Origin of the sequence: Scandinavium manionii, assembly GCF_024764775.1 — a bacterium.
In the GTDB taxonomy this organism is placed as follows: domain Bacteria; phylum Pseudomonadota; class Gammaproteobacteria; order Enterobacterales; family Enterobacteriaceae; genus Scandinavium; species Scandinavium manionii.
Map to the genome: position 1 here is coordinate 120,171 of NZ_JALIGC010000034.1, position 22,746 is coordinate 142,916.

The 22,746-nt window shown below is 55.5% G+C and carries 19 protein-coding genes; 13 read left to right on the forward strand and 6 right to left on the reverse strand.

The window, feature by feature from the left end; genetic code table 11:
• Positions 1–13 precede the first annotated feature (13 nt).
• From MUU51_RS05460 to MUU51_RS05490, 7 genes are all read left to right on the forward strand, one after another.
• Positions 14–487: an NUDIX hydrolase gene (locus MUU51_RS05460; protein ID WP_159775258.1), complete on the forward strand. Its 474-nt coding sequence runs from the start codon at positions 14–16 to the stop codon at positions 485–487.
• A gap of 41 nt (positions 488–528) precedes the next feature.
• Positions 529–1,635 carry a tRNA 2-thiouridine(34) synthase MnmA gene (mnmA, locus tag MUU51_RS05465; protein ID WP_159775256.1) on the forward strand — a complete coding sequence of 369 codons (1,107 nt, stop codon included), beginning with the start codon at positions 529–531 and terminating at the stop codon, positions 1,633–1,635.
• Positions 1,636–1,665: 30 nt separating this feature from the next.
• A complete protein-coding gene (gene hflD / locus MUU51_RS05470; protein ID WP_125353693.1) occupies positions 1,666–2,307 on the forward strand; it encodes a high frequency lysogenization protein HflD in 642 nt (213 codons plus the stop codon).
• Between the two features lie 3 nt (positions 2,308–2,310).
• Positions 2,311–3,681, forward strand: a complete 1,371-nt coding sequence (gene purB / locus MUU51_RS05475; protein WP_258967294.1) for an adenylosuccinate lyase — start codon at positions 2,311–2,313, stop codon at positions 3,679–3,681.
• 438 nt (positions 3,682–4,119) lie between these two features.
• Positions 4,120–4,794 (forward strand): two-component system response regulator PhoP, encoded by a 675-nt coding sequence (gene phoP, locus MUU51_RS05480; protein ID WP_159775252.1) that lies wholly within the window; start codon positions 4,120–4,122, stop codon positions 4,792–4,794.
• Positions 4,791–6,254, forward strand: a complete 1,464-nt coding sequence (phoQ, locus tag MUU51_RS05485; RefSeq protein ID WP_258967295.1) for a two-component system sensor histidine kinase PhoQ — start codon at positions 4,791–4,793, stop codon at positions 6,252–6,254. Before phoP ends, phoQ begins: the two co-directional genes overlap by 4 nt.
• Positions 6,255–6,369: 115 nt before the next feature.
• Complete coding sequence (locus MUU51_RS05490; RefSeq protein WP_258967296.1) at positions 6,370–7,491, forward strand: ribosomal protein uL16 3-hydroxylase; 1,122 nt, start codon at positions 6,370–6,372, stop codon at positions 7,489–7,491.
• Positions 7,492–7,545: 54 nt separating this feature from the next.
• Here the strand turns inward: MUU51_RS05490 and pepT are convergent, their stop codons facing one another.
• Entirely contained in the window at positions 7,546–8,769 is a 1,224-nt protein-coding gene (gene pepT / locus MUU51_RS05495) for a peptidase T (protein ID WP_159775246.1), read from the reverse strand.
• A gap of 255 nt (positions 8,770–9,024) precedes the next feature.
• On the opposite strand from pepT, the gene potA reads away from it, so the two are divergent.
• Genes potA through potD form a run of 4 tightly spaced genes read left to right on the forward strand, consistent with a single transcriptional unit; the run spans position 9,025 to position 12,821 of the window.
• On the forward strand, positions 9,025–10,161 hold the full coding sequence (gene potA, locus MUU51_RS05500) for a spermidine/putrescine ABC transporter ATP-binding protein PotA (protein WP_258967297.1): 1,137 nt from the start codon (positions 9,025–9,027) through the stop codon (positions 10,159–10,161).
• Positions 10,145–11,002, forward strand: a complete 858-nt coding sequence (gene potB / locus MUU51_RS05505; RefSeq protein WP_159775242.1) for a spermidine/putrescine ABC transporter permease PotB — start codon at positions 10,145–10,147, stop codon at positions 11,000–11,002. The genes potA and potB overlap by 17 nt, the downstream gene beginning before the upstream one ends.
• Positions 10,999–11,790, forward strand: a complete 792-nt coding sequence (gene potC, locus MUU51_RS05510; RefSeq protein ID WP_159775240.1) for a spermidine/putrescine ABC transporter permease PotC — start codon at positions 10,999–11,001, stop codon at positions 11,788–11,790. Before potB ends, potC begins: the two co-directional genes overlap by 4 nt.
• Entirely contained in the window at positions 11,787–12,821 is a 1,035-nt protein-coding gene (potD, locus tag MUU51_RS05515) for a spermidine/putrescine ABC transporter substrate-binding protein PotD (RefSeq protein ID WP_258967298.1), read from the forward strand. Before potC ends, potD begins: the two co-directional genes overlap by 4 nt.
• A gap of 42 nt (positions 12,822–12,863) precedes the next feature.
• On the opposite strand, the gene cobB is transcribed toward potD, so the two are convergent.
• Genes cobB through lolC form a run of 5 tightly spaced genes read right to left on the reverse strand, consistent with a single transcriptional unit; the run spans position 12,864 to position 17,805 of the window.
• Positions 12,864–13,685 carry a Sir2 family NAD+-dependent deacetylase gene (gene cobB / locus MUU51_RS05520; protein WP_159775236.1) on the reverse strand — a complete coding sequence of 274 codons (822 nt, stop codon included), beginning with the start codon at positions 13,683–13,685 and terminating at the stop codon, positions 12,864–12,866.
• A 13-nt stretch (positions 13,686–13,698) separates the two neighbouring features.
• Positions 13,699–14,610 carry an N-acetylglucosamine kinase gene (gene nagK, locus MUU51_RS05525; protein WP_258967299.1) on the reverse strand — a complete coding sequence of 304 codons (912 nt, stop codon included), beginning with the start codon at positions 14,608–14,610 and terminating at the stop codon, positions 13,699–13,701.
• Positions 14,611–14,666: 56 nt separating this feature from the next.
• On the reverse strand, positions 14,667–15,911 hold the full coding sequence (gene lolE, locus MUU51_RS05530; RefSeq protein ID WP_258967300.1) for a lipoprotein-releasing ABC transporter permease subunit LolE: 1,245 nt from the start codon (positions 15,909–15,911) through the stop codon (positions 14,667–14,669).
• Positions 15,912–16,613, reverse strand: coding sequence for a lipoprotein-releasing ABC transporter ATP-binding protein LolD (gene lolD / locus MUU51_RS05535; RefSeq protein WP_159775230.1), 702 nt, complete (start codon positions 16,611–16,613; stop codon positions 15,912–15,914).
• Positions 16,606–17,805, reverse strand: coding sequence for a lipoprotein-releasing ABC transporter permease subunit LolC (lolC, locus tag MUU51_RS05540; RefSeq protein ID WP_159775228.1), 1,200 nt, complete (start codon positions 17,803–17,805; stop codon positions 16,606–16,608). The genes lolD and lolC overlap by 8 nt, the downstream gene beginning before the upstream one ends.
• Before the next feature lie 194 nt (positions 17,806–17,999).
• Here lolC and MUU51_RS05545 point away from each other — a divergent pair, with 194 nt between their 5' ends.
• Positions 18,000–19,064, forward strand: a complete 1,065-nt coding sequence (locus MUU51_RS05545) for an acyltransferase family protein (protein WP_258967301.1) — start codon at positions 18,000–18,002, stop codon at positions 19,062–19,064.
• A gap of 112 nt (positions 19,065–19,176) precedes the next feature.
• Entirely contained in the window at positions 19,177–22,623 is a 3,447-nt protein-coding gene (gene mfd / locus MUU51_RS05550) for a transcription-repair coupling factor (RefSeq protein WP_258967302.1), read from the forward strand.
• The last annotated feature ends 123 nt before the right edge of the window (positions 22,624–22,746 follow it).

Sequence of the window (22,746 nt, forward strand, 5' to 3'; positions counted from 1 at the left end):
CAAGGAGCCGTACATGTTTAAACCGCACGTCACCGTTGCCTGCGTGGTTCACGCCAAAGGTAAATTTCTGATCGTCGAAGAAACCGTTAACGGCAAAGCCACATGGAACCAGCCCGCCGGGCATCTGGAAGCCGACGAAACGCTGGTGCAGGCCGCCGAGCGTGAGCTGTGGGAAGAGACCGGTATTCACGCCACGCCGCAGCATCTGATCCGTCTGCATCAATGGATTGCGCCGGACAACACGCCGTTCCTGCGCTTTCTGTTTGCCATCGAACTGGATGGCGTCTGCGAGACGCAACCCCATGATGATGATATCGATCGCTGCCTGTGGCTGAGCGCCGAAGAGATCCTCACAGCCTGTCATTTACGCTCTCCGCTAGTCGCCGAAAGCATCCGCTGCTGGCAGAGCGGTCAGCGTCTGCCGCTAGAAATTATCGGCGAATTTAACTGGCCCTTCACAAAGGGTGTCAACCCTGGGGCTGCGTGATAGAATATGCCGCCTTGAAGTTCAATGTCGTGAGTATTCCAATGTCAGAAAGCCCAAAAAAAGTGATCGTCGGCATGTCCGGCGGTGTCGATTCCTCCGTTTCTGCCTACCTGCTGCAACAGCAAGGTTATAAGGTGGAAGGCCTGTTCATGAAGAACTGGGAAGAGGACGACGGCGAGGAATATTGTACAGCCGCAGCTGACCTGGCCGATGCCCAGGCCGTGTGCGACAAGCTCGGCATTGAGCTGCACACCGTCAATTTTGCCGCAGAATACTGGGACAACGTGTTTGAGCTGTTCCTCGAAGAGTACAAAGCCGGTCGCACCCCGAACCCGGATATTCTGTGCAACAAAGAAATCAAATTTAAAGCCTTCCTTGAGTTCGCCGCCGAAGATTTAGGTGCCGATTTCATCGCCACCGGTCACTACGTGCGCCGCGCTGATGTGAATGGCAAAAGCCAGCTGTTGCGCGGTCTCGACGGTAACAAAGACCAGAGCTATTTTCTGTATACGCTTGGCCACGAACAGATCGCCCAGAGCCTGTTCCCGGTTGGCGAATTAGAAAAGCCTGAAGTCCGTCGTATCGCGGAAGAACTGGACTTGATAACGGCGAAGAAAAAAGACTCCACCGGTATCTGTTTTATCGGCGAGCGCAAATTCCGCGAATTCCTTGGCCGCTACCTGCCTGCTCAGCCGGGCAAAATCGTTACCGTTGATGGCGACGTGATTGGCGAGCACCAGGGCCTGATGTATCACACCCTCGGCCAGCGTAAAGGCTTAGGCATCGGTGGTACTAAAGACGGTAGCGAAGAGCCGTGGTACACCGTCGATAAAGACGTTGAAAATAACATTCTGGTGGTGGCGCAGGGTCATGACCACCCGCGTTTGATGTCGGTTGGCCTGATTGCCCAACAGCTACACTGGGTCGATCGCCAGCCACTCAACGGCACCCTTCGCTGCACGGTGAAAACCCGCTATCGCCAGACAGACATCCCCTGCATCGTGACTGCACTGGATGAAGACCGCATTGAGGTTCGCTTTGACGAGCCCGTTTCTGCCGTAACCCCAGGTCAGTCCGCCGTGTTCTACAGCGGTGAAGTGTGCCTCGGTGGCGGCATTATCGAGCAGCGTTTGCCGCTGCCGGTTTAAGACTCAGACAGCACACAGAAAGGAGTTTTAGTGGCGAAGAACTATTACGACATCACTATCGCGCTGGCCGGGATTTGCCAGTCGGCCCGTCTGGTTCAGCAACTTGCGCATCAGGGTCACTGCGACAACGATGCCCTGCACGTGGCGCTGAACAGCGTTATCGATCTCAACCCGGATTCTACTCTGGGCGTGTTCGGTGGCAGTGAAGCTAATCTTCGCCTCGGCCTTGAAACGCTGCTTGGGGTACTTAACGCCAGCAGCCGTCAGGGCCTCAACGCCGAACTGACGCGTTACACCTTAAGCCTGATGGTGCTGGAACGTAAGCTCTTTGCCGCCAAAGGCGCCATGGACACCCTCGGCGAGCGCATTGCCGGGCTGCAGCGCCAGTTAGACCATTTCGATTTGCAGTCTGAAACCCTGATGAGCGCGATGGCGGCTATTTATGTCGACGTGATAAGCCCGCTGGGGCCGCGTATTCAGGTCACCGGTTCCCCTGCCGTGCTGCAAAGCCCGCAGGTGCAGGCCAAAGTTCGCGCTGGCCTGTTGGCAGGTATCCGCGCCGCAGTGCTGTGGCACCAGGTTGGCGGCGGTCGTCTGCAACTCATGTTTTCCCGTAATCGCCTGACCACTCAGGCAAAACAAATTCTTGCTCATATAACTCCGGAGTTGTGATCTATGGAATTATCCTCACTGACCGCCGTTTCCCCTGTCGATGGACGCTACGGCGATAAAGTCAGCGCGCTGCGCGGCATTTTCAGCGAATTCGGTTTGCTGAAATTCCGTGTGCAGGTTGAAGTTCGCTGGCTGCAAAAATTAGCCGCGCACACAGCTGTCAAGGAAGTTCCAGCTTTTGCTGCTGACGCAAACGGTTTCCTCGATAAAATCATCGCTGATTTTAACGAAGAAGATGCCGCGCGCATTAAAACCATCGAGCGCACCACCAACCACGATGTGAAAGCGGTTGAGTATTTCCTGAAAGAGAAAGTGGCTGACGTTCCTGCCCTGCACGCGGTGTCTGAGTTCATTCACTTCGCCTGCACCTCTGAGGACATCAACAACCTGTCCCACGCGCTAATGCTGAAAACCGCGCGCGACGAAGTGGTCCTGCCATACTGGCGTAAGCTTATCGATGCGGTGAAAGACCTGGCGGTACAGTATCGCGATATCCCCCTGCTTTCCCGTACCCACGGCCAGCCTGCGACCCCGTCCACCATGGGTAAAGAGATGGCGAACGTCGCGTACCGTCTGGAGCGTCAGTATCGTCAGCTGAACCAGGTCGAAATTCTCGGTAAAATCAACGGTGCAGTCGGCAACTATAACGCTCACCTCGCGGCCTACCCGGAAGTCGACTGGCATGAATTCAGCGAAGAATTCGTGACGTCGCTCGGCATCCAGTGGAACCCGTATACCACTCAGATTGAACCGCACGATTACATCGCAGAACTATTCGACTGCGTGGCGCGCTTCAACACGATCCTTATCGACTTCGATCGCGATGTGTGGGGCTACGTGGCGCTGAACCACTTCAAGCAAAAAACCATTGCCGGCGAAATCGGTTCATCCACCATGCCGCACAAAGTGAACCCGATTGACTTCGAAAACTCCGAAGGAAACCTCGGCCTGTCCAACGCCGTGCTGCAACATCTGGCGAGCAAACTGCCGGTTTCCCGTTGGCAGCGTGACCTCACCGATTCCACGGTGTTGCGTAACCTGGGCGTCGGTCTTGGCTATGCGCTGATTGCGTACCAGTCCACGCTGAAAGGCGTGAGCAAACTGGAAGTGAACCGCGATCGCCTGCTGGCAGAACTGGACAGCAACTGGGAAGTGTTGGCAGAGCCAATCCAGACCGTTATGCGTCGTTACGGCATCGAAAAACCGTACGAGAAGCTGAAAGAGCTGACCCGCGGTAAGCGCGTTGACGCCGAAGGCATGAAAGAGTTTATCGATGGTCTGGCGCTGCCAGAGCACGAGAAAACGCGCCTGAAAGCCATGACCCCGGCTAACTACCTTGGTCGCGCCATTACCATGGTTGATGAACTGAAGTAAGTTGCCCTCCTCTCTTCCCGCCCGGGGAGAGAGGTTTTCCTCTGGCGAGGAGAAAGTGTGATGCAGTGCCAGGTGCCTCCTGGTGAGCCTGTGTCAGTCTGCACAGTACCCGCGTGACCTTAAGACCGAAGTTCTACTGAACGCCCCACAGCATAGGGGGATTCACTGCAGGCAAGATATTACCTCGGCAAAACGTTCGGACAAGTCCCATCAGGGACTCACGATTCATGATATTAATAATCCTCAGGTAATTTCCGCAAGATTCCCGGTCCTCAACGGTAAATAAACAAATAGCCGTTATCTCAGAAATGCTTAAGTCCGAAAAGCGAAGTCAGTTTATATTACCGGCTAAGGCGTCAGATTAAGTTTCACTTGAACGCACTGGTTTTGCGTAATCGCGTTAAACTATTCAAATCGTAAATGAAAGGGAGTAGAGACATGCGCGTACTCGTCGTGGAGGATAACGCCCTGTTGCGTCACCATCTCAAAGTTCAGCTGCAGGAGCTGGGGCACCAGGTTGATGCTGCGGAAGACGCAAAGGAAGCGGATTACTATCTCGGTGAACATGTGCCGGATATTGCGATTGTCGATTTAGGCCTGCCGGACGAAGACGGGCTGTCGATGATCCGCCGCTGGCGCAGCCATGAAATATCACTCCCGGTGTTAGTATTGACCGCCCGCGAAGGTTGGCAGGACAAAGTCGAAGTGCTGAGTGCCGGCGCGGACGACTACGTCACTAAACCGTTCCACATCGAAGAAGTGGCGGCGCGGATGCAGGCGCTGCTGCGCCGGAACAGCGGCCTGGCATCACAGGTGATTTCCCTTCCGCCGTTCCAGGTCGATTTGTCACGCCGTGAGCTTTCGGTGAATGAAGAGGTCATCAAGCTGACAGCCTTTGAATACACCATTATGGAAACGCTTATCCGCAATAACGGCAAAGTGGTCAGCAAAGATTCGCTGATGCTGCAACTCTACCCCGACGCCGAGTTGCGCGAGAGCCACACCATCGACGTGCTGATGGGCCGTCTGCGCAAGAAAATCCAGGCACAGTACCCGCAGGACGTGATCACCACCGTACGAGGTCAGGGTTACCTGTTCGAACTGCGCGGATGAAAAAAGTGCTCAGGCATATTTTACCCCTCTCCCTGCGCGTCCGCTTTTTGCTCGCAACCGCAGGGGTGGTTCTGGTGCTATCGCTGGCGTACGGCATGGTCGCGCTGGTCGGCTATAGCGTCAGCTTCGATAAAACCACCTTCCGTTTGCTACGCGGTGAAAGCAACCTGTTCTACACCCTGGCGCGTTATGAAAATAATAGAGTCAACGTTGAGATCCCCGAAAACCTCAACCTGCAAAGCCCGACGATGGCGTTGATTTACGACAAGCACGGCAAGCTGATGTGGATGCAGCGCGACGTCCCATGGCTGGTGGACCGGATTCGCCCGGAATGGCTGAAGACCAACGGTTTCCATGAAATCGAAGCCGACGTTGGCTCATCAAGCATGCTGCTGCGTAACGATCATGCGGTGATGCAGCAGCTCAACGAGATTCGCCAGCAGGATGACGATTCCGAAATGACCCACTCGGTCGCCGTCAATATCTATCCCGCAACGTCCCATTTACCGCAGATGACCATCGTAGTCGTCGACACCATTCCCATTGAGCTGAAACGCTCGTATATGGTGTGGAGCTGGTTTATCTATGTGCTGGCGGCGAATTTGCTGTTGGTTATTCCGCTGTTGTGGGTCGCTGCGTGGTGGAGTTTGCGGCCGATAGAATCGCTGGCGAAAGAGGTGCGTGAACTGGAAGAGCACCACCGCGAGACGCTGAACCCGGAAACCACCCGCGAACTCACAAGCCTGGTGCAAAACCTTAACCGCCTGCTGAAAAGCGAGCGCGACCGCTACGACAAATACCGCACCACGCTGACCGACCTCACGCACAGCCTGAAAACACCGCTGGCGGTGCTGCAAAGTACCCTGCGTTCCCTGCGCGGTAACAAACTCAGCGTGGAAGACGCCGAACCAGTGATGCTGGAACAAATCAGCCGTATCTCGCAGCAGATTGGCTATTACCTGCATCGCGCCAGTATGCGCACGGGCAGCATGTTACTCAGCCGTGAGCTGCACGCGGTGGCGCCGCTGCTGGATAATCTGACGTCAGCGCTAAACAAGGTGTATCAGCGTAAAGGCGTGAACATCACTCTCGATATCTCGCCGGAAATCAGCTTCGTCGGCGAGCAAAACGACTTTATGGAAGTCTTAGGCAATGTGCTGGATAACGCCTGTAAGTACTGTCTGGAGTTCGTGGAGGTGTCGGCCCGCCAGACGGACGATTATCTGCATATTTTCGTAGAAGATGACGGGCCCGGTATTCCGCAAAGCAAACGCGATCTGGTGTTCGACCGCGGTCAACGCGCGGATACGCTGCGTCCAGGCCAGGGCGTCGGGCTTTCCGTGGCACGTGAAATTGTTGATCAGTATGAAGGCAAAATTCTGCCCGGTGACAGCCCGCTCGGTGGCGCAAAAATGGAAGTGATTTTCGGCCGCCAGCATCCGGAAAGCAAAGAGGCCTGAGTCTTTTTTTTACCGCCGCCTGCATCGTCGGGCAGTGGCATCCGTTATACTTCATGCAACTCGAACGAAGTAGAGTCAAACTCCCAACAGAAGCCTGCCTGTGGAATAAAATATTATGGATTATCAGTTATCGCTCAACTGGCCCGACTTTATCGAACGCTACTGGCAAAAACGCCCGGTCGTGTTGAAGCGCGGCTTTACCGACTTTGTCGACCCAATTTCCCCTGACGAACTGGCGGGCCTCGCCATGGAAGACGAAGTGGACAGCCGCCTCGTCAGCCACCATGAAGGCAAATGGCAGGTCAGCCACGGCCCCTTCCAGAGCTACGATCACCTGAGTGAAAACAACTGGTCGCTGCTGGTGCAGGCGGTAAACCACTGGCATGAACCGACCGCGGCGCTAATGCGCCCATTCCGCGCCCTGCCCGACTGGCGCATTGACGACCTGATGATTTCGTTCTCCGTGCCCGGCGGCGGCGTTGGCCCGCATCTGGATCAGTACGATGTCTTTATCATTCAGGGCACCGGTCGCCGTCGCTGGCGCGTGGGTGACAAAGTGCCGATGAAGCAGCACTGCCCGCACCTGGACCTGCTACAGGTCTCCCCGTTCGATGCGATTATCGATGAAGAAATGGAGCCGGGCGACATTCTCTATATTCCGCCAGGTTTCCCGCACGAAGGCTATTCGCTGGAAAACTCGCTGAACTATTCGGTCGGTTTCCGTGCGCCAAGCGGCAAGGAGCTGATCAGCGGTTTCGCTGATTACGTGTTACAGCGTGAACTGGGGACGCACCGTTATACCGACCCGGATGTGCCTGCGCGTGAACATCCGGCGGATATCGTTCCGCAGGAACTCGATAAGCTGCGTGCAATGATGCTCGAGATGATAAGCCAGCCGGAACACTTTACCCAGTGGTTTGGCGAGTTCATCAGCCAGACGCGTCACGAACTCGACGTTTCTCCGCCGGAGCCGCCGTATCAGGCCGATGAAATCTACGACGCGCTGCAACAGGGCGACAAACTGGTTCGTCTGGGTGGTCTGCGCGTGCTGCGCATTGACGGTGAAGTGTATGTGAACGGTGAGAAAATTGATTCGCCGCACCGCCCGGCACTGGAAGCGCTGGCGAGTCATATTGAGCTGAACGCGGAACACTTTGGCGATGCGCTGGAAGATCCCTCTTTCCTGGCGATGCTGTCAGCGTTGGTTAACTGCGGTTATTGGTTCTTCGAGGACTGATAGCCATTCGCCCGGCGGCGCAGCGGCGCCGGGCAATTATCTGGTAAATCCCGACTACCGTTTAGCGGTCAGCTCCGCAATCCGCACAATCACTCTTACCGCTTTTTCCATTCCTTCCAGCGTCGCGAACTCGTGCTTGCCGTGGTAGTTATAGCCGCCGGTAAAGATGTTAGGACACGGTAATCCCATAAACGAAAGCTGCGAGCCATCGGTGCCGCCGCGAATCGGTTTCATCAGCGGTTCGATATCGCAATCACGCATCGCCTGCTGCGCGACCTCGATAATGTGCGGATGCTCCATCACCTTTTCACGCATGTTGTAATAACTGTCTTCGATGATGAGCTCGATGTAGCAATCCGGGTGCAACCCTTTGCCGACCTTTTTCGCTATTTCCATCATTTTGCGCTTCCGCGCTTCGAACTGTTTACGGTCGAAATCGCGAATGATGTAGTGCATCTGCGCGCTGTCGACGGTGCCTTTGATACTGGTCAGGTGGAAGAAACCTTCATAGCCTTCCGTCTGCTCAGGGCTTTCGTCGGCGGGCACTTCAGCATGAATGCGCGAAGCCAGCGACAGTGCATTGACCATCACGCCTTTGGCACTGCCCGGATGGACGTTGTTGCCCACGATTTTGATGGTCACCGACGCGGCGTTGAAGTTCTCGTACTCCAGTTCACCCACGCCACCGCCGTCAACGGTATACGCCCATTGCGCCCCGAACGCCTCAACGTCAAAATGTTTGGCGCCCTTGCCCACTTCTTCATCCGGCGTGAAGGCTACGCGGATTTCGCCGTGCGGCACGTTATTGGCCTTCATCAACGCCAGCGCGGTCATGATTTCCGCTACGCCGGCTTTGTCATCTGCGCCGAGCAGTGTTTTGCCGTCGGTGGTGATTAACGTCTGGCCGAGCAGTTGATGCAGCACCGGGAACATCACCGGGGACAGCACTTCATCGCCGATACCGAGTGCGATATCGCCACCGCGATAGTTTTCGACAATCTGCGCATTGACGTTTTTACCGCTAAAATCGGGTGAGGTATCGACGTGAGAAATAAAACCAATGACCGGAATATCACCCTCAACGTTAGCAGGCAGCGTGGCCATCACCGTGCCCTTCTCACTCAGCGTGACGTCAACCAGCCCCAGTTCTTCGAGCTGCGTTTTGAGCAGGCGTAACAATTTCCACTGCCCTTCGGTACTCGGCACCTGTCGCACACCAGGCTTCGACTGCGTATCCAGCGAAACGTACTGCAAAAACCGCTCAAGTAATTTATCCATGTCGTCGCCCTCATTTTTCGTGTCAACATTATCAGTAAGCACCGATCCCTAAATATTGCGTCAGGTCACTTTTGGCCCGGCAATTGAGATTTTTTTTCAATCACCTGTGCGAATTGTATAAAGGTAGTCAACAAGGAGGCAGAATGATTGGCGATTTCAGGGGATTGCCGTAGAATGCCAGCCCTTAATTATGTGTCAGACCTTTAAAGGTGGTTAACCACACACCCCGTAGCGGGAATCATTCGCTGCGTTTACATGGGACAGAGTAAAAAATTGAATACACAATCGCGTTCGCTTTCACCGCTGGTGCATCTGGCGGGGATTCGCAAAGGCTTTGATGGTAAAACAGTCATTTCAGATCTCAATCTCACCATCAATAATGGTGAATTCCTTACGCTGCTAGGCCCCTCCGGCTGTGGTAAAACCACGGTTTTACGCCTGATTGCCGGGCTCGAAAATGTCGACCACGGCCGCATTCATCTTGAAGATACCGACATCACCGATGTCCCGGCGGAAAACCGCCACGTTAATACCGTCTTTCAAAGCTACGCACTGTTCCCACATATGACCGTGTTCGAGAACGTGGCCTTCGGTCTGCGAATGCAAAAAACGCCTGCCGACGAGATAACGCCCCGCGTCACCGATGCCCTGCGCATGGTGCAGCTCGAAGAGTTTGCTCAGCGTAAACCGCATCAGCTGTCCGGTGGACAGCAGCAGCGTGTGGCTATCGCCCGCGCAGTGGTCAATAAACCACGTCTATTATTACTGGACGAATCCCTTTCTGCGCTCGATTACAAACTGCGTAAGCAGATGCAGAACGAACTGAAGGCTCTGCAGCGCAAGCTCGGCATCACCTTTGTGTTCGTCACCCACGATCAGGAAGAAGCCCTGACCATGTCTGACCGTATCGTGGTGATGCGTGATGGCAAAATCGAGCAAGACGGCACGCCGCGTGAAATTTATGAAGAGCCTAAGAACCTGTTCGTCGCCGGATTCATTGGTGAAATCAATATGTTCAACGCCACGGTGATTGCACGTCAGGATGAACAACGCGTGCGCGCCAACGTTGAAGGCCGCGAGTGTAATATCTACGTCAACTTCGCTGTAGAAAAAGGCCAGAAGCTTAATGTGCTGCTGCGTCCGGAAGATTTGCGCGTCGATGAAATTAATCACGATAACGACATCGAAGGCTTGATTGGCTACGTACGCGAGCGCAACTACAAGGGCATGACCCTCGAATCCGTGGTTGAGCTGGAAAACGGGAAAATGGTCATGGTCAGCGAATTCTTCAATGAAGATGACCCGGACTTCGACCATTCTCTGGATCAAAAAATGGCCATCAATTGGGTCGAAAGCTGGGAGGTGGTGCTGGCTGATGAAGAACACCAGTAAATTCCAGAAGGTGGTTATCGCCACCATCGTCGGTTGGCTGGTGGTATTTGTCTTTCTGCCCAACCTGATGATCATCGGTACCAGCTTCCTGACCCGCGACGATGCCAGTTTCGTCAAAATGGTCTTTTCGCTGGATAACTACGCGCGTCTACTCGACCCACTCTATTTTGATGTTTTACTGCACTCGCTGAATATGGCGCTGCTGGCCACGCTGGCGTGTCTGATCCTCGGCTATCCGTTCGCCTGGTTCCTGGCGCGCCTGCCGGAAAAAGTCCGCCCTCTGCTGCTGTTTCTACTGATTGTGCCGTTCTGGACCAACTCACTGATTCGCATCTACGGCCTGAAAATTTTCCTCAGTACCAAAGGCTATCTGAATGCGTTCCTGCTGTGGACCGGGGTGATTGATACGCCGATTCGCATCATGTACACGCCCAGCGCGGTGATCATCGGCCTGGTCTACATTTTGCTGCCGTTTATGGTCATGCCGCTCTATTCCAGCATTGAGAAACTCGACAAACCGCTGCTGGAAGCGGCCCGCGATTTAGGTGCCAATAAGTTCCAGACCTTTATTCGCATCATCATGCCGTTGACCATGCCGGGCATTATTGCCGGCTGTCTGTTGGTGATGCTGCCCGCAATGGGGCTGTTTTACGTCTCCGACCTGATGGGCGGCGCGAAGAACCTGCTTATCGGCAACGTCATTAAAAGCCAATTCCTGAATATTCGCGACTGGCCTTTCGGCGCGGCCACCAGCATTACGCTGACGCTGGTGATGGGCCTGATGCTGGTGGTTTACTGGCGCGCTGCGCGGTTGCTGAATAAAACGGTGGAACTCGAATGATCGGTCGTCTGCTTCGCGGCGGCTTTATGACCGCCATTTACGCTTACCTCTATATTCCGATCATTATTTTGATCGTGAATTCCTTTAACAGCTCGCGGTTTGGCATTAACTGGCGGGGTTTTACCACCCAGTGGTACAGCCTGCTGATGAACAACGACAGTCTGTTGCAGGCGGCACAGCACTCGCTGACGATGGCGGTATTTTCCGCGACGTTTGCCACGCTGATTGGCTCACTCACCGCGGTGGCACTGTTTCGCTATCGTTTTCGCGGTAAACCGTTCGTCAGCGGCATGTTGTTTGTGGTGATGATGTCGCCGGATATCGTGATGGCGATCTCGCTGCTGGTGCTGTTTATGCTGATTGGCATTCAGCTCGGCTTCTGGTCGCTGTTGTTCTCGCACATCACTTTCTGCCTGCCGTTTGTGGTGGTCACCGTTTACTCTCGCCTGAAAGGCTTTGACGTGCGAATGCTGGAGGCCGCGAAAGATCTGGGCGCCAGCGAAATGACTATCCTGCGTAAAATCATCCTGCCGCTGGCGATGCCTGCGGTCGCTGCCGGATGGCTGCTTAGCTTTACCCTGTCGATGGATGACGTGGTGGTTTCCTCGTTCGTCACCGGTCCGGGCTATGAAATTTTGCCGCTCAAGATTTACTCGATGGTTAAAGTCGGCGTTTCACCAGAAGTGAATGCGCTGGCGACCATTCTGTTAATACTTTCTCTGGTTATGGTGGTTGCCAGCCAGATCGTTGCTCGTGATAAAACGAAATCTCAGAGGACATCGAAATGAAAAAAATGCTTGCCGCCGCCGCGCTGGTGCTCGGAATGGGTGCGGCGCACGCCGATGACAGCAAAACGCTCTATTTCTATAACTGGACCGAATACGTACCGCCGGGCCTGCTGGAGCAATTCACCAAAGAAACCGGGATCAAGGTTATCTATTCGACCTATGAATCGAATGAAACCATGTACGCCAAGCTGAAAACCTATAAAGACGGCGCGTACGATCTGGTGGTGCCTTCTACCTACTTTGTCGACAAAATGCGCAAAGAAGGCATGATCCAGAAGATCGACAAAAGCAAGCTGACAAACTTCAGCAATCTTGACCCGGAAATGCTGAACAAGCCATTTGATCCGAACAACGACTATTCGATTCCGTACATCTGGGGTGCCACGGCGATTGGCGTGAACAGCGACGCGATTGACCCGAAAACTGTCACCCGCTGGGCCGACCTGTGGAAACCGGAATATAAAGGCAGCCTGCTGCTGACCGACGACGCGCGCGAAGTGTTCCAGATTGCGCTGCGTAAACTGGGCTATTCCGGCAACACCACCGACCCGAAAGAGATTGAGGCGGCGTACAAAGAGCTGCAAAAATTGATGCCTAACGTCGCGGCGTTTAACTCCGATAACCCGGCGAACCCGTATATGGAAGGCGAAGTGAATCTGGGCATGGTGTGGAACGGTTCTGCGTACGTGGCTCGTCAGGCCGGAACGCCGCTGGACGTGGTATGGCCGAAAGAAGGCGGTATTTTCTGGATGGACAGCCTGGCCATTCCTGCAAATGCCAAAAACGTCGACGGCGCGCTGAAGTTGATTAACTTCCTGCTACGCCCGGATGTCGCCAAACAGGTTGCAGAAACCATCGGCTACCCGACGCCAAACCTGGCGGCGCGTAAACTGCTGGATCCAAACGTCGCCAACGACAAATCACTGTATCCGGATGCGGAAACCATTAAGAAAGGTGAGTGGCAGAACGACGTCGGTGACGCCAGCCGTATCTACGAAGATTATTACCAGAAGCTGAAAGCAGGCCGGTAATATGCGAAAAGGCGGAGCAATGCTCCGCCTTTTTTCCATAACTTAAAGCCCTTTCAGTAGCTTCGCCACATACTCGGGAACGACATCACTCGCCATCCCATAATGTTTCTCTTCGAACTCGCTGCCGACCTGGCTCGGTTCGAGATTGAGTTCGACGGTGTGCGCGCCCTGCAGTTTCGCTTCATGCACGAAACCGGCAGCCGGGTAGACATGTCCGGAAGTGCCGATAGCGATAAACTCATCGGCCATCGCCAGCGCTTCGTAGATCTCGTCCATGCCAAGCGGCATTTCGCCGAACCATACCACGTGAGGACGCAGCGGCTGCGGGAACTGGCAGCAGTGGCATTTGTCGTCAACGGTAACATCCCCCGTCCACTCGAAAACTTGTCCACTCCAGTTACAGCGCACTTTCAGCAATTCGCCGTGCATATGAATAATGCGCTTGTTCCCTGCCCGCTCATGCAAATTGTCGATGTTTTGCGTCACCAACAGGAAGCGGTCACCCAATTCTTCTTCAAGCTTTGCCAGCGCCAGATGCGCCGCATTCGGCTGAATTTCGGACTGCTGGAGCTGCTGGCGACGGGCGTTATAAAACGCCTGCACCAGCGCCGGGTCACGGGCAAAACCTTCCGGCGTCGCCACGTCTTCGACACGGTGTTCTTCCCATAGACCATCTGCTGCACGGAACGTGCGGATCCCGGATTCGGCAGAGATCCCCGCCCCGGTCAGCACCACCACTCTGGGTTTAACCATCTCTTCCGGCACCGCTCTGTCTCTGAAGAAAACCCGCTGGCGCAGACGATCGTGCAGGCGGCGTTTAGTAAGGCGAAAACGACTGAGTCGATGGAAGCGACGCGACTGCATAATAACCCCTGTATCAATCCGTAAGATGCAGGAATGCGGCACCGCGCATTCCTCCGGCATCGCCGTGGCGGGCGCGCTCAATGCGAGGCACGCGAGCCACCGGCAACAGATGGCGTGGCAAGCGTGTTGCCAGCCCGTCTGTTATCGCAGCAAAGTTAGACAATCCACCGCCGATCACCAGTAAATCAGGATCGACAATAGTCATAATATTTCCCAGACACACGGCAAGCAAATCGAGGTAACGCTCGACGTGTTCACGGGCTTTGGTTTCGCCCTGCTCCCACTGCGCGACGATCTCCGGTGAGCTTAACGCCTGCTGATTATAGTGCTCATACAGCCAGGCAAAGCCGCGGCCTGAGAGATAGTTTTCGATACACCCCAACTGGCCGCAGCCGCAGCGGGTCAGTGGAAAATCGCGCCCCACGACGTCCAGCGCATCCACAGGCAGACGGATATGGCCGAACTCGCCGGTGATGTAACTGTGACCGGTTATCGATTTCCCGTTCAGAACTAAACCGCCGCCAACGCCCGTGCCGAGAATAAGCCCCATCACCAGCGGATATTGCGTGAATTCGTCGTCCCAGGCTTCAGAGAGTGCAAAACAGTTGGCGTCGTTGTCGAGACGCACATCGCGGTCGAGACGAACAGAGAGATCCTGACGCAGCTTTTGACCGCTGGCGGCAGGAACGTTGGCCGCGTACAGCGTGCCATCAGCGGTTTCGGGCATTCCCGGAATACCGATGCCGACACTGCCTTTTACGCCAAAGCGTTCATCGGCTTCAGCGACCAGCTCGCAAACGGCCTGCAGAAAGGATTCATAGCTGTCGCGCGGCGTCGGAGTGCGTTTTTCCCACTGTAACCGCCGCTGTGCGTCGAATACCCCAAGGGCAATTTTGCTGCCGCCAATGTCAAATCCGTAGAACATAGCAATTCCTCTTAACTGACCCGGGCGGCAACGCCCCGCCGGGTCATGACGCGAAATTACTGGCCACTTAACACTCTTGCAGGATCAATTCGGCTGGCGCGGCGGGCAGGATACCAGCTCGCCAGCAGGCTCAGCAGCAGTGCCGTGACCAGCACATAAAAGACATCCAGCCAGTGAAGTTCAGATGGCAGGAAGTCGATAAAATAGATGTCGCCAGACAGGAACTGATGGCCTATAAGTTTTTCGATGCCATTGATGATAGCCGTCAGATTCAGTGCGCACAGCACGCCAATCACCACGCCGCACAGGCTGCCTAACAGGCCGGCCAGCAGACCATACCAGACGAAAATTGCGCGAATTAAGCCGTCTTTGGCGCCCAGCGTACGCAGCACCGCGATATCGCTGCTCTTGTCTTTTACCGCCATCACCAGCGTAGAAACGATATTGAAACAGGCCACGCCAATCACCAGAATCATCGCCAGATACATGATTGCACGGATCATCTGGATGTCGCGATACATGTAGCCGTAGGTGCCGATCCAGCTCTTGATGTAGACGTAGCTGTTGGTCACTTCGCCGGCGTCGCGCACCAGTTTGTTGGCGCTAAAGACATCGTTCACCTTGATGGCAATTCCGGTCACGCTGCTGCCCATGTCCAGATACTGTTGCGCATCCGGCATCGGGATCATCGCGAAGCTGTGGTCGAGTTGGCCGCTAAGCTGCAAAATCCCGCTCACGTGCAGACGCACGCGCTTAGGCTGCAGCAACTGGTGCTCTTTGTCAGCGTTCGGGATCATAATAGATACCCAGTCGCCCTGTTTAACCTTCAGCGCATCGGCCACGCCTTTGCCCAAAATAATCTGCTGGTCGCCCGCTTTGAAATTGCCCCAGGCGTTATTCTGCACGTATTTCGGCAGCGCGCTGAGCTGGTTTTCCTGCTGCGGGTCGACGCCCTTGATCTGAATGGCGCGCATGTTGCTGCCGCTTTCAATCAGGCCGGTGAAGTTGATATACGGTGCCGCCGCAGCGATACCTTTGACTTTTTCAACGTTGGTCAGCGCATCATGCCAGTTGTTCCACGGCTGGTTAACCGGTTCGATTTCACCGTGCGGCACCACCGCCAGTACGCGGTTGTTGAGCTCACGCTCAAAACCGTTCATCGCACTCAGACCGACAATTAATACCGCCACGCCCAGCGCAATGCCGACAGTTGAAATGACGGAAATCAGCGACACCATGCCGCCACGACGGCGGCCACGGCTAAAACGTAAGCCAATAAGCAGGGATAACGGAGACGCCATTTACTGCGCCCCCATCAGGGTCAGTTGATCGTTCAGGTGGCCGTCGCGCATCTCCAGCTGGCGGCTCATGCGTTTTGCCAGCTGCAGATCGTGAGTCACTACCAGGAACGCGGTGCCCTGCTGTTTATTGAGGTCGCCGAGTAGCTGGAAAATACTGTCTGCGTTACGGGCATCGAGGTTACCGGTCGGTTCATCCGCCATCACCAGACGCGGGTTATTGACCAGCGCACGGGCAATGGCCACGCGCTGGCGCTCACCGCCGGAGAGTTCAGACGGACGGTGACTGCGACGATGATCGAGGCCCACCGCAGCCAGCATCGCGCGGGCGCGTTCCTGAATTTCAGCCGGTTTCTTCTTGCCAATCAGCAGCGGCATTGCCACGTTTTCTTCGGCAGTGAAATCCGGCAGCAGATGGTGGAACTGATAGATAAAGCCGAGCTCGCGGTTACGCAGTTCAGCTTTCGCCGCCAGCGTCATTTTCGACAGCGGCTGACCGCTGAAAATCACGTCACCGGACGTTGGCGTGTCCAGCCCGCCGAGCAGGTGCAGCAGCGTACTTTTGCCGGAGCCAGAGCTGCCGACAATCGCCATCATCTCGCCTTCCCCAATGCTGAAACTGACGTTATGCAGCACGTCGGTCTGCACAGTGCCTTCCTGATAGCGTTTGCACAGGTCGTCGCATTGCAACAGGATCTTATTCATAACGTAAAGCCTCAGCGGGTTGGGTGGCGGCAGCGCGCCATGAAGGATAAAGCGTAGAAAGCAGCGCCAGCAGCATCGCCACTAGCGCAATGACGACCACTTGCAGCGGTTCAATGGCAACCGGCAACGCGCCGCCGTCAACGAACGCGCCGATAATCGGCATCAAGTTATTGAGCTGGCTGGCAAGCAGCAGGCCAAGCAGTGCGCCGAGCAGCGCGCCAATCACACCTGCACTGGCACCCTGAACCATAAACACCGCCATAATCTGGCGCGGCGTCAGCCCTTGCGTTTGCAGAATGGCGACTTCGCCCTGCTTCTCCATCACCATCAGGCCCAGCGACGTAATAATGTTAAACGCGGCAACGGCGACGATCAGGCTCAACAGCAGGCCCATCATGTTTTTTTCCATGCGCACGGCCTGGAACAGCTCGCCTTTGCGCTCGCGCCAGTCCTGCCATTTGGTGCCTTCAGGCAGTTTTTGGGTGCTCAGCGTGTCAACTTCCAGCGGCTTATCGAGCCACAAACGCCAGCCGGTAATGTTGCCGAGCGGGTAGCGCATCAGACGTGAAGCGTCCTGAATATTGACCAGCATCTGGTAACCGTCGACTTCGCTGTTTGCGGCAAACGTGCCAATCACGTTAAACAAACGCTGGCTCGGTACGCGGCCCATCGGCGTGAACTGGCTGGCGGACGGCACCATGATGCGAATTTGATCGCCACGTTTCACGCCCAGTTGCCCGGCCAGCTGTTCGCCAAGAATGACGTTGTACTGCCCGGTTTGTAGCGCGGTTTGTTTGACGTTAACGAGGAACGGCGTCAGCGGATCGTTTTGGCTCGGATCGATACCGAGCATCACGCCCACCGCCACACTGCGCGGGCTCTGGATAACCACATCACCGGTGGTCAGCGGCGCAACGCGGGTCACGCCCTTCAACCTGGCTTCGGTTTCAGGAATTTTCTGCGGGTTCACTGAACCCTGATCTGCGCTCAGAACCGCCTGCGGCATCAGCCCGAGGATGTTGTTTTGCAGCTCGCGCTCAAAACCGTTCATGACCGACAACACGGTCACCAGCGCCATTACGCCAAGCGTAATGCCGATAGTCGACAGCCAGGAGACAAAGCGACCGAAGCGGTCCGCTGCGCGCCCACGCATGTAACGCAGGCCAATGAATAGTGCGACAGGTTGGTACATGTAATCCGTCTGGTTGCTGTTAGCGAGAGCCCGAGTATATAAGCGAAAGACCTGAGCGTAAATGCGCTAAACCAGATACCCGCACCCTGATCTTTATCTGAAAATGAATCAAATACAGAATGTTACCCATTACTCCCCGTCAAAAGCCCTTGAGGATAGTCGCTTGTTAATGGCAATGAAAAACGTGGATCGTCATGAAAGAAAAAACACTATGGCTTAATCAAATCAAGGGGCTATGCATCTGCCTGGTGGTATTTTACCACTCGGTTATCACCTTCTATCCGCACCTCAGCAGCTTCCAGCATCCATGGTCTGGGACGCTGGCGAAATGCTGGGTGTACTTCAATCTCTATCTGGCGCCTTTCCGTATGCCGGTGTTCTTTTTTATCTCCGGCTTCCTCATTCAGCGGTACATTGACGGCGTTTCATGGCGTGACAGCCTTGGCAAGCGCGTCGGCAATATTCTGTGGGTACTGGTGCTGTGGGGCATTTTACAATGGCAGGCATTAAGCCATATCACGCAGTGGCTGGCACCGGACAGAGTCGTCAACACCAGCGCCAACGCAGCCTATGCTGGCAGCTTCAGCGAATTTGCGCAGGCCATGCTCACCGCCAGCACCAGCCTGTGGTACCTGTACGCGCTTATTGCCTACTTCGTGCTGTGCAAGCTGACCTCGCGCGGTAAAACGCTGATGATCACCGGGTTGGCGCTGCTCAGCATTGCGATTAATTTCCTGCCGACGCCGTGGTGGGGTATGAACAGCGTGCTGCGTAACGTCATCTATTACGCATTAGGCGCATGGTACGGCACGGCATTAATGGCATGGATGATGGCCTTTGACGTACGTCGCCGCTGGCTGCCACTGGGGGTACTGGCTTTCTTCGCCGTTGGACTGTGGTTTGCACGCACGCCGCTGTTCCTGTCGCTGCTGTCGATTTTTGTGATCATGAAAGTCTTTTACGCCGTTGGCCGACGCTTCCCGCCATCAGACCGTTCTCTGCTGAACGTGGTGGGCTCAAATACCATCGCTATCTATACCACCCATCGTATCCTTGTCGAAATTTTCAGCCTGCTACTGATCGGCTGGTTTAGCGCCCAGGCGCGTTCGCCGTCGCTGGAATTCGCGATTTTGCTATTCTATCCGTTCTTCAGTTTGCTGCTGTGCGTCGCCACCGGGATGCTGGCGCGCAGTCTGTCCCAGCGCCTGGCGGGCGATATCTTCTTTTCCCCTCCCTCTATAGCATCCAGTCGGCCGTAATCGCGCCCTGATTTGCTAATGTCGGTCGATTGAGGATAATAATCTTCATTGAAGAGCGGCGGTTTGCCCCCATAATCAGGGGGTAAACCTTTACGGGACCCCGACATTATTTATGCCTGAAAAACAACGATACGCCCTACCGACCAAGGCGGGCGAGCAGCGTCTGCTCGGTGAGTTAACCGGCGCCGCTTGCGCAACAGAAGTTGCTCAGATTATCGAACGCCACCGTGGCCCGGTGGTGCTTATCGCCCCCGACATGCAAAACGCCCTGCGTTTGCAGGATGAAATTGCCCAGTTCACCGACGAACTGGTGATGAATCTTGCCGACTGGGAAACGCTGCCTTACGACAGTTTCTCGCCGCATCAGGAAATTATCTCCTCGCGCCTTTCGACGCTCTATCAGCTGCCAACCATGCAGCGCGGCGTGCTGATCGTACCGGTGAATACGCTTATGCAACGCGTGTGCCCACACAGCTATTTGCACGGTCATGCGCTGGTGATGCAAAAAGGCCAGCGCCTTTCACGCGATGCGCTGCGAGCTCAGCTCGATAGCGCGGGTTATCGTCATGTTGATCAGGTAATGGAACACGGTGAATACGCCACCCGTGGCGCGCTGTTGGATTTATTCCCGATGGGCAGCGACCGACCGTACCGTCTGGATTTCTTCGATGACGAAATTGACAGCCTGCGGCTTTTTGATGCCGATACCCAGCGCACGCTGGAGGAAGTCGATGCCATCAACCTTCTGCCCGCGCACGAATTCCCGACCGACAAAACCGCCATTGAACTGTTCCGCAGCCAGTGGCGCGATAAGTTTGAGGTCAAACGCGACGCGGAGCACATCTATCAACAGGTGAGCAAAGGCACGTTACCGACGGGCATCGAATACTGGCAGCCGCTGTTCTTCAGCGAGCCGCTGCCGCCGTTGTTCAGCTATTTCCCGGCCAATACGTTGCTGGTGAATACCGGCGACCCGGAAGCCAGCGCGCAGCGTTTTGAAGCCGACACCCGCGCGCGGTTTGAAAACCGTGGCGTTGACCCGATGCGTCCCCTGCTGGAACCCGAAAACCTGTGGCTGCGCACCGATGAGCTGTTCAGCGAGCTGAAAAAATGGCCTCGCGTTCAGCTAAAAACGGACATGCTTACCGATAAAGCCGCGAACGTGAATCTTGGCTATCAGAAGCTGCCGGACCTCGCGGTGCAAGCCCAGCAGAAAGCGCCGCTGGATAGTCTGCGTCGTTTCCTCGAAGGCTTCGATGGGCCGGTTATTTTCTCAGTAGAAAGTGAAGGCCGACGTGAAGCGCTGGGCGAACTGCTGGCACGCATTAAACTCTCGCCAAAACGCATTCAGCGTCTGGACGAGTGTGACGGCAACAGCCGCTATCTGATGATTGGCTCCGCGGAACATGGCTACATCGATACGCTGCGTAACCGGGCGCTGATTTGCGAAAGCGATCTGCTGGGTGAGCGCGTGGCGCGCCGTCGTCAGGATTCGCGCCGGACCATCAACCCGGATACGCTGATTCGTAACCTGGCCGAGCTGCATCCTGGTCAGCCGGTGGTGCATCTGGAGCATGGCGTCGGCCGCTACGCGGGCATGACCACGCTCGAAGCCGGTGGCATTACCGGTGAGTATCTGATGCTCACCTACGCCAATGACGCAAAACTGTACGTGCCGGTGTCGTCGCTGCATTTGATCAGCCGATACGCCGGAGGTGCAGAAGACAACGCCCCACTGCATAAACTGGGCGGCGACGTTTGGGCGCGCGCGCGTCAGAAAGCCGCTGAAAAAGTGCGTGATGTCGCTGCAGAACTACTGGATATCTACGCGCAACGTGCGGCGAAATCCGGCTTTGCGTTTAAACACGACCGGGAACAGTATCAGATGTTCTGCGATACATTCCCATTTGAAACCACGCCGGATCAGGCTCAGGCGATTAACGCCGTGCTAAGTGATATGTGCCAGCCGCTGGCGATGGACCGTCTGGTGTGCGGCGACGTAGGCTTCGGTAAAACGGAAGTCGCTATGCGCGCCGCGTTCCTGGCGGTAGAAAACAATAAGCAGGTGGCGGTGCTGGTGCCCACCACCCTGCTGGCGCAACAGCACTTCGACAACTTCCGCGACCGCTTCGCCAACTGGCCGGTGCGCATCGAAATGCTCTCCCGCTTCCGCAGTGCCAAAGAGCAGACGCAAATTCTGGAACAGGCCAGCGAGGGGAAAATCGATATTCTGATTGGGACGCACAAACTGCTGCAAAGCGACGTGAAGTGGCGCGATCTCGGCCTGCTGATCGTCGATGAAGAGCACCGTTTCGGCGTGCGCCACAAAGAACGTATCAAAGCGATGCGTGCCGACGTCGACATTCTGACCCTCACCGCTACGCCTATTCCACGAACGCTGAACATGGCGATGAGCGGCATGCGCGATTTGTCGATTATCGCCACACCACCGGCACGTCGCCTGGCGGTTAAAACCTTCGTACGTGAATACGACAAGCTGGTGGTTCGCGAAGCCATTCTGCGTGAAGTGCTGCGTGGCGGGCAAGTTTACTACCTCTTCAACGACGTCGAAAACATTCAAAAAGCGGCGGATAAACTGGCGGAACTGGTGCCGGAAGCGCGAATTGCCATTGGCCACGGCCAGATGCGCGAACGCGAACTGGAACGCGTGATGAACGATTTCCACCACCAGCGTTTCAACGTGCTGGTGTGTACCACGATAATCGAAACCGGGATCGACATTCCGACTGCCAACACCATCATCATCGAACGTGCGGATCACTTTGGTCTGGCGCAGCTCCACCAGCTGCGTGGTCGCGTGGGCCGTTCGCACCATCAGGCCTATGCCTGGCTGCTGACCCCGCATCCAAAAGCGATGACGACCGATGCACAAAAACGCCTTGAAGCCATCGCCTCGCTGGAAGATTTAGGCGCGGGTTTTGCACTGGCGACGCACGATCTGGAGATCCGCGGTGCGGGCGAACTGCTTGGCGAGGATCAGAGCGGATCGATGGAAACCATCGGCTTCTCGTTGTATATGGAGCTGCTGGAAAATGCGGTGGACGCGTTGAAAGAAGGCCGTGAGCCGTCACTGGAAGATTTGACCAGCCAGCAAACGGAAGTCGAGTTGCGGATGCCGTCACTGCTGCCGGAGGATTTCATTCCTGACGTCAACACGCGACTGTCGTTCTACAAACGGATCGCCAGCGCCAAAGGCGAGCAGGCGCTGGACGAGCTAAAAGTCGAACTTATCGACCGCTTTGGCCTGTTGCCGGATGCCGCGCGTAACCTGCTGGATATCGCCCGTTTGCGTCAGCAGGCGCAGAAGCTCGGCATTCGTAAACTCGAAGGCAACGAAAAAGGCGGCGTGATTGAGTTCAACGAGAAAAACCACGTCAACCCGGCCTGGCTGATTGGTCTGTTGCAAAAACAGCCGCAGCATTATCGTCTTGATGGACCGACGCGTCTGAAGTTCTTCCAGGAACTGGCCGAGCGGAAAAACCGTATGGAATGGGTGCGCAACTTCATGCAGCAACTCGAAGAAAACGCCGTCGCATAACCTCTGACGTCCCCCGGCAGCGCATGTTGCCGGGGCTTTCCGCTGCGCATTAATTTACACACTCTTTGCATACCACTGAAACATCCAGACACGCATTAACGCCATAATGAGGGTTTTCCCTGC

What these genes read in the sequence shown, in the direction of transcription:
- potD (WP_258967298.1), top strand. Translation starts at nt 11,787, where the DNA reads ATGAAAAAAATGCTTGCCGCCGCCGCGCTGGTGCTCGGAATGGGTGCG.
- MUU51_RS05490 (WP_258967296.1), top strand. Translation starts at nt 6,370, where the DNA reads ATGGATTATCAGTTATCGCTCAACTGGCCCGACTTTATCGAACGCTAC.
- purB (WP_258967294.1), top strand. Translation starts at nt 2,311, where the DNA reads ATGGAATTATCCTCACTGACCGCCGTTTCCCCTGTCGATGGACGCTAC.
- pepT (WP_159775246.1), bottom strand. Translation starts at nt 8,769, where the DNA reads ATGGATAAATTACTTGAGCGGTTTTTGCAGTACGTTTCGCTGGATACG.
- potC (WP_159775240.1), top strand. Translation starts at nt 10,999, where the DNA reads ATGATCGGTCGTCTGCTTCGCGGCGGCTTTATGACCGCCATTTACGCT.
- mnmA (WP_159775256.1), top strand. Translation starts at nt 529, where the DNA reads ATGTCAGAAAGCCCAAAAAAAGTGATCGTCGGCATGTCCGGCGGTGTC.
- potB (WP_159775242.1), top strand. Translation starts at nt 10,145, where the DNA reads ATGAAGAACACCAGTAAATTCCAGAAGGTGGTTATCGCCACCATCGTC.
- lolC (WP_159775228.1), bottom strand. Translation starts at nt 17,805, where the DNA reads ATGTACCAACCTGTCGCACTATTCATTGGCCTGCGTTACATGCGTGGG.
- MUU51_RS05545 (WP_258967301.1), top strand. Translation starts at nt 18,000, where the DNA reads ATGAAAGAAAAAACACTATGGCTTAATCAAATCAAGGGGCTATGCATC.
- mfd (WP_258967302.1), top strand. Translation starts at nt 19,177, where the DNA reads ATGCCTGAAAAACAACGATACGCCCTACCGACCAAGGCGGGCGAGCAG.
- cobB (WP_159775236.1), bottom strand. Translation starts at nt 13,685, where the DNA reads ATGCAGTCGCGTCGCTTCCATCGACTCAGTCGTTTTCGCCTTACTAAA.
- lolE (WP_258967300.1), bottom strand. Translation starts at nt 15,911, where the DNA reads ATGGCGTCTCCGTTATCCCTGCTTATTGGCTTACGTTTTAGCCGTGGC.
- potA (WP_258967297.1), top strand. Translation starts at nt 9,025, where the DNA reads ATGGGACAGAGTAAAAAATTGAATACACAATCGCGTTCGCTTTCACCG.
- phoP (WP_159775252.1), top strand. Translation starts at nt 4,120, where the DNA reads ATGCGCGTACTCGTCGTGGAGGATAACGCCCTGTTGCGTCACCATCTC.
- lolD (WP_159775230.1), bottom strand. Translation starts at nt 16,613, where the DNA reads ATGAATAAGATCCTGTTGCAATGCGACGACCTGTGCAAACGCTATCAG.
- MUU51_RS05460 (WP_159775258.1), top strand. Translation starts at nt 14, where the DNA reads ATGTTTAAACCGCACGTCACCGTTGCCTGCGTGGTTCACGCCAAAGGT.
- nagK (WP_258967299.1), bottom strand. Translation starts at nt 14,610, where the DNA reads ATGTTCTACGGATTTGACATTGGCGGCAGCAAAATTGCCCTTGGGGTA.
- phoQ (WP_258967295.1), top strand. Translation starts at nt 4,791, where the DNA reads ATGAAAAAAGTGCTCAGGCATATTTTACCCCTCTCCCTGCGCGTCCGC.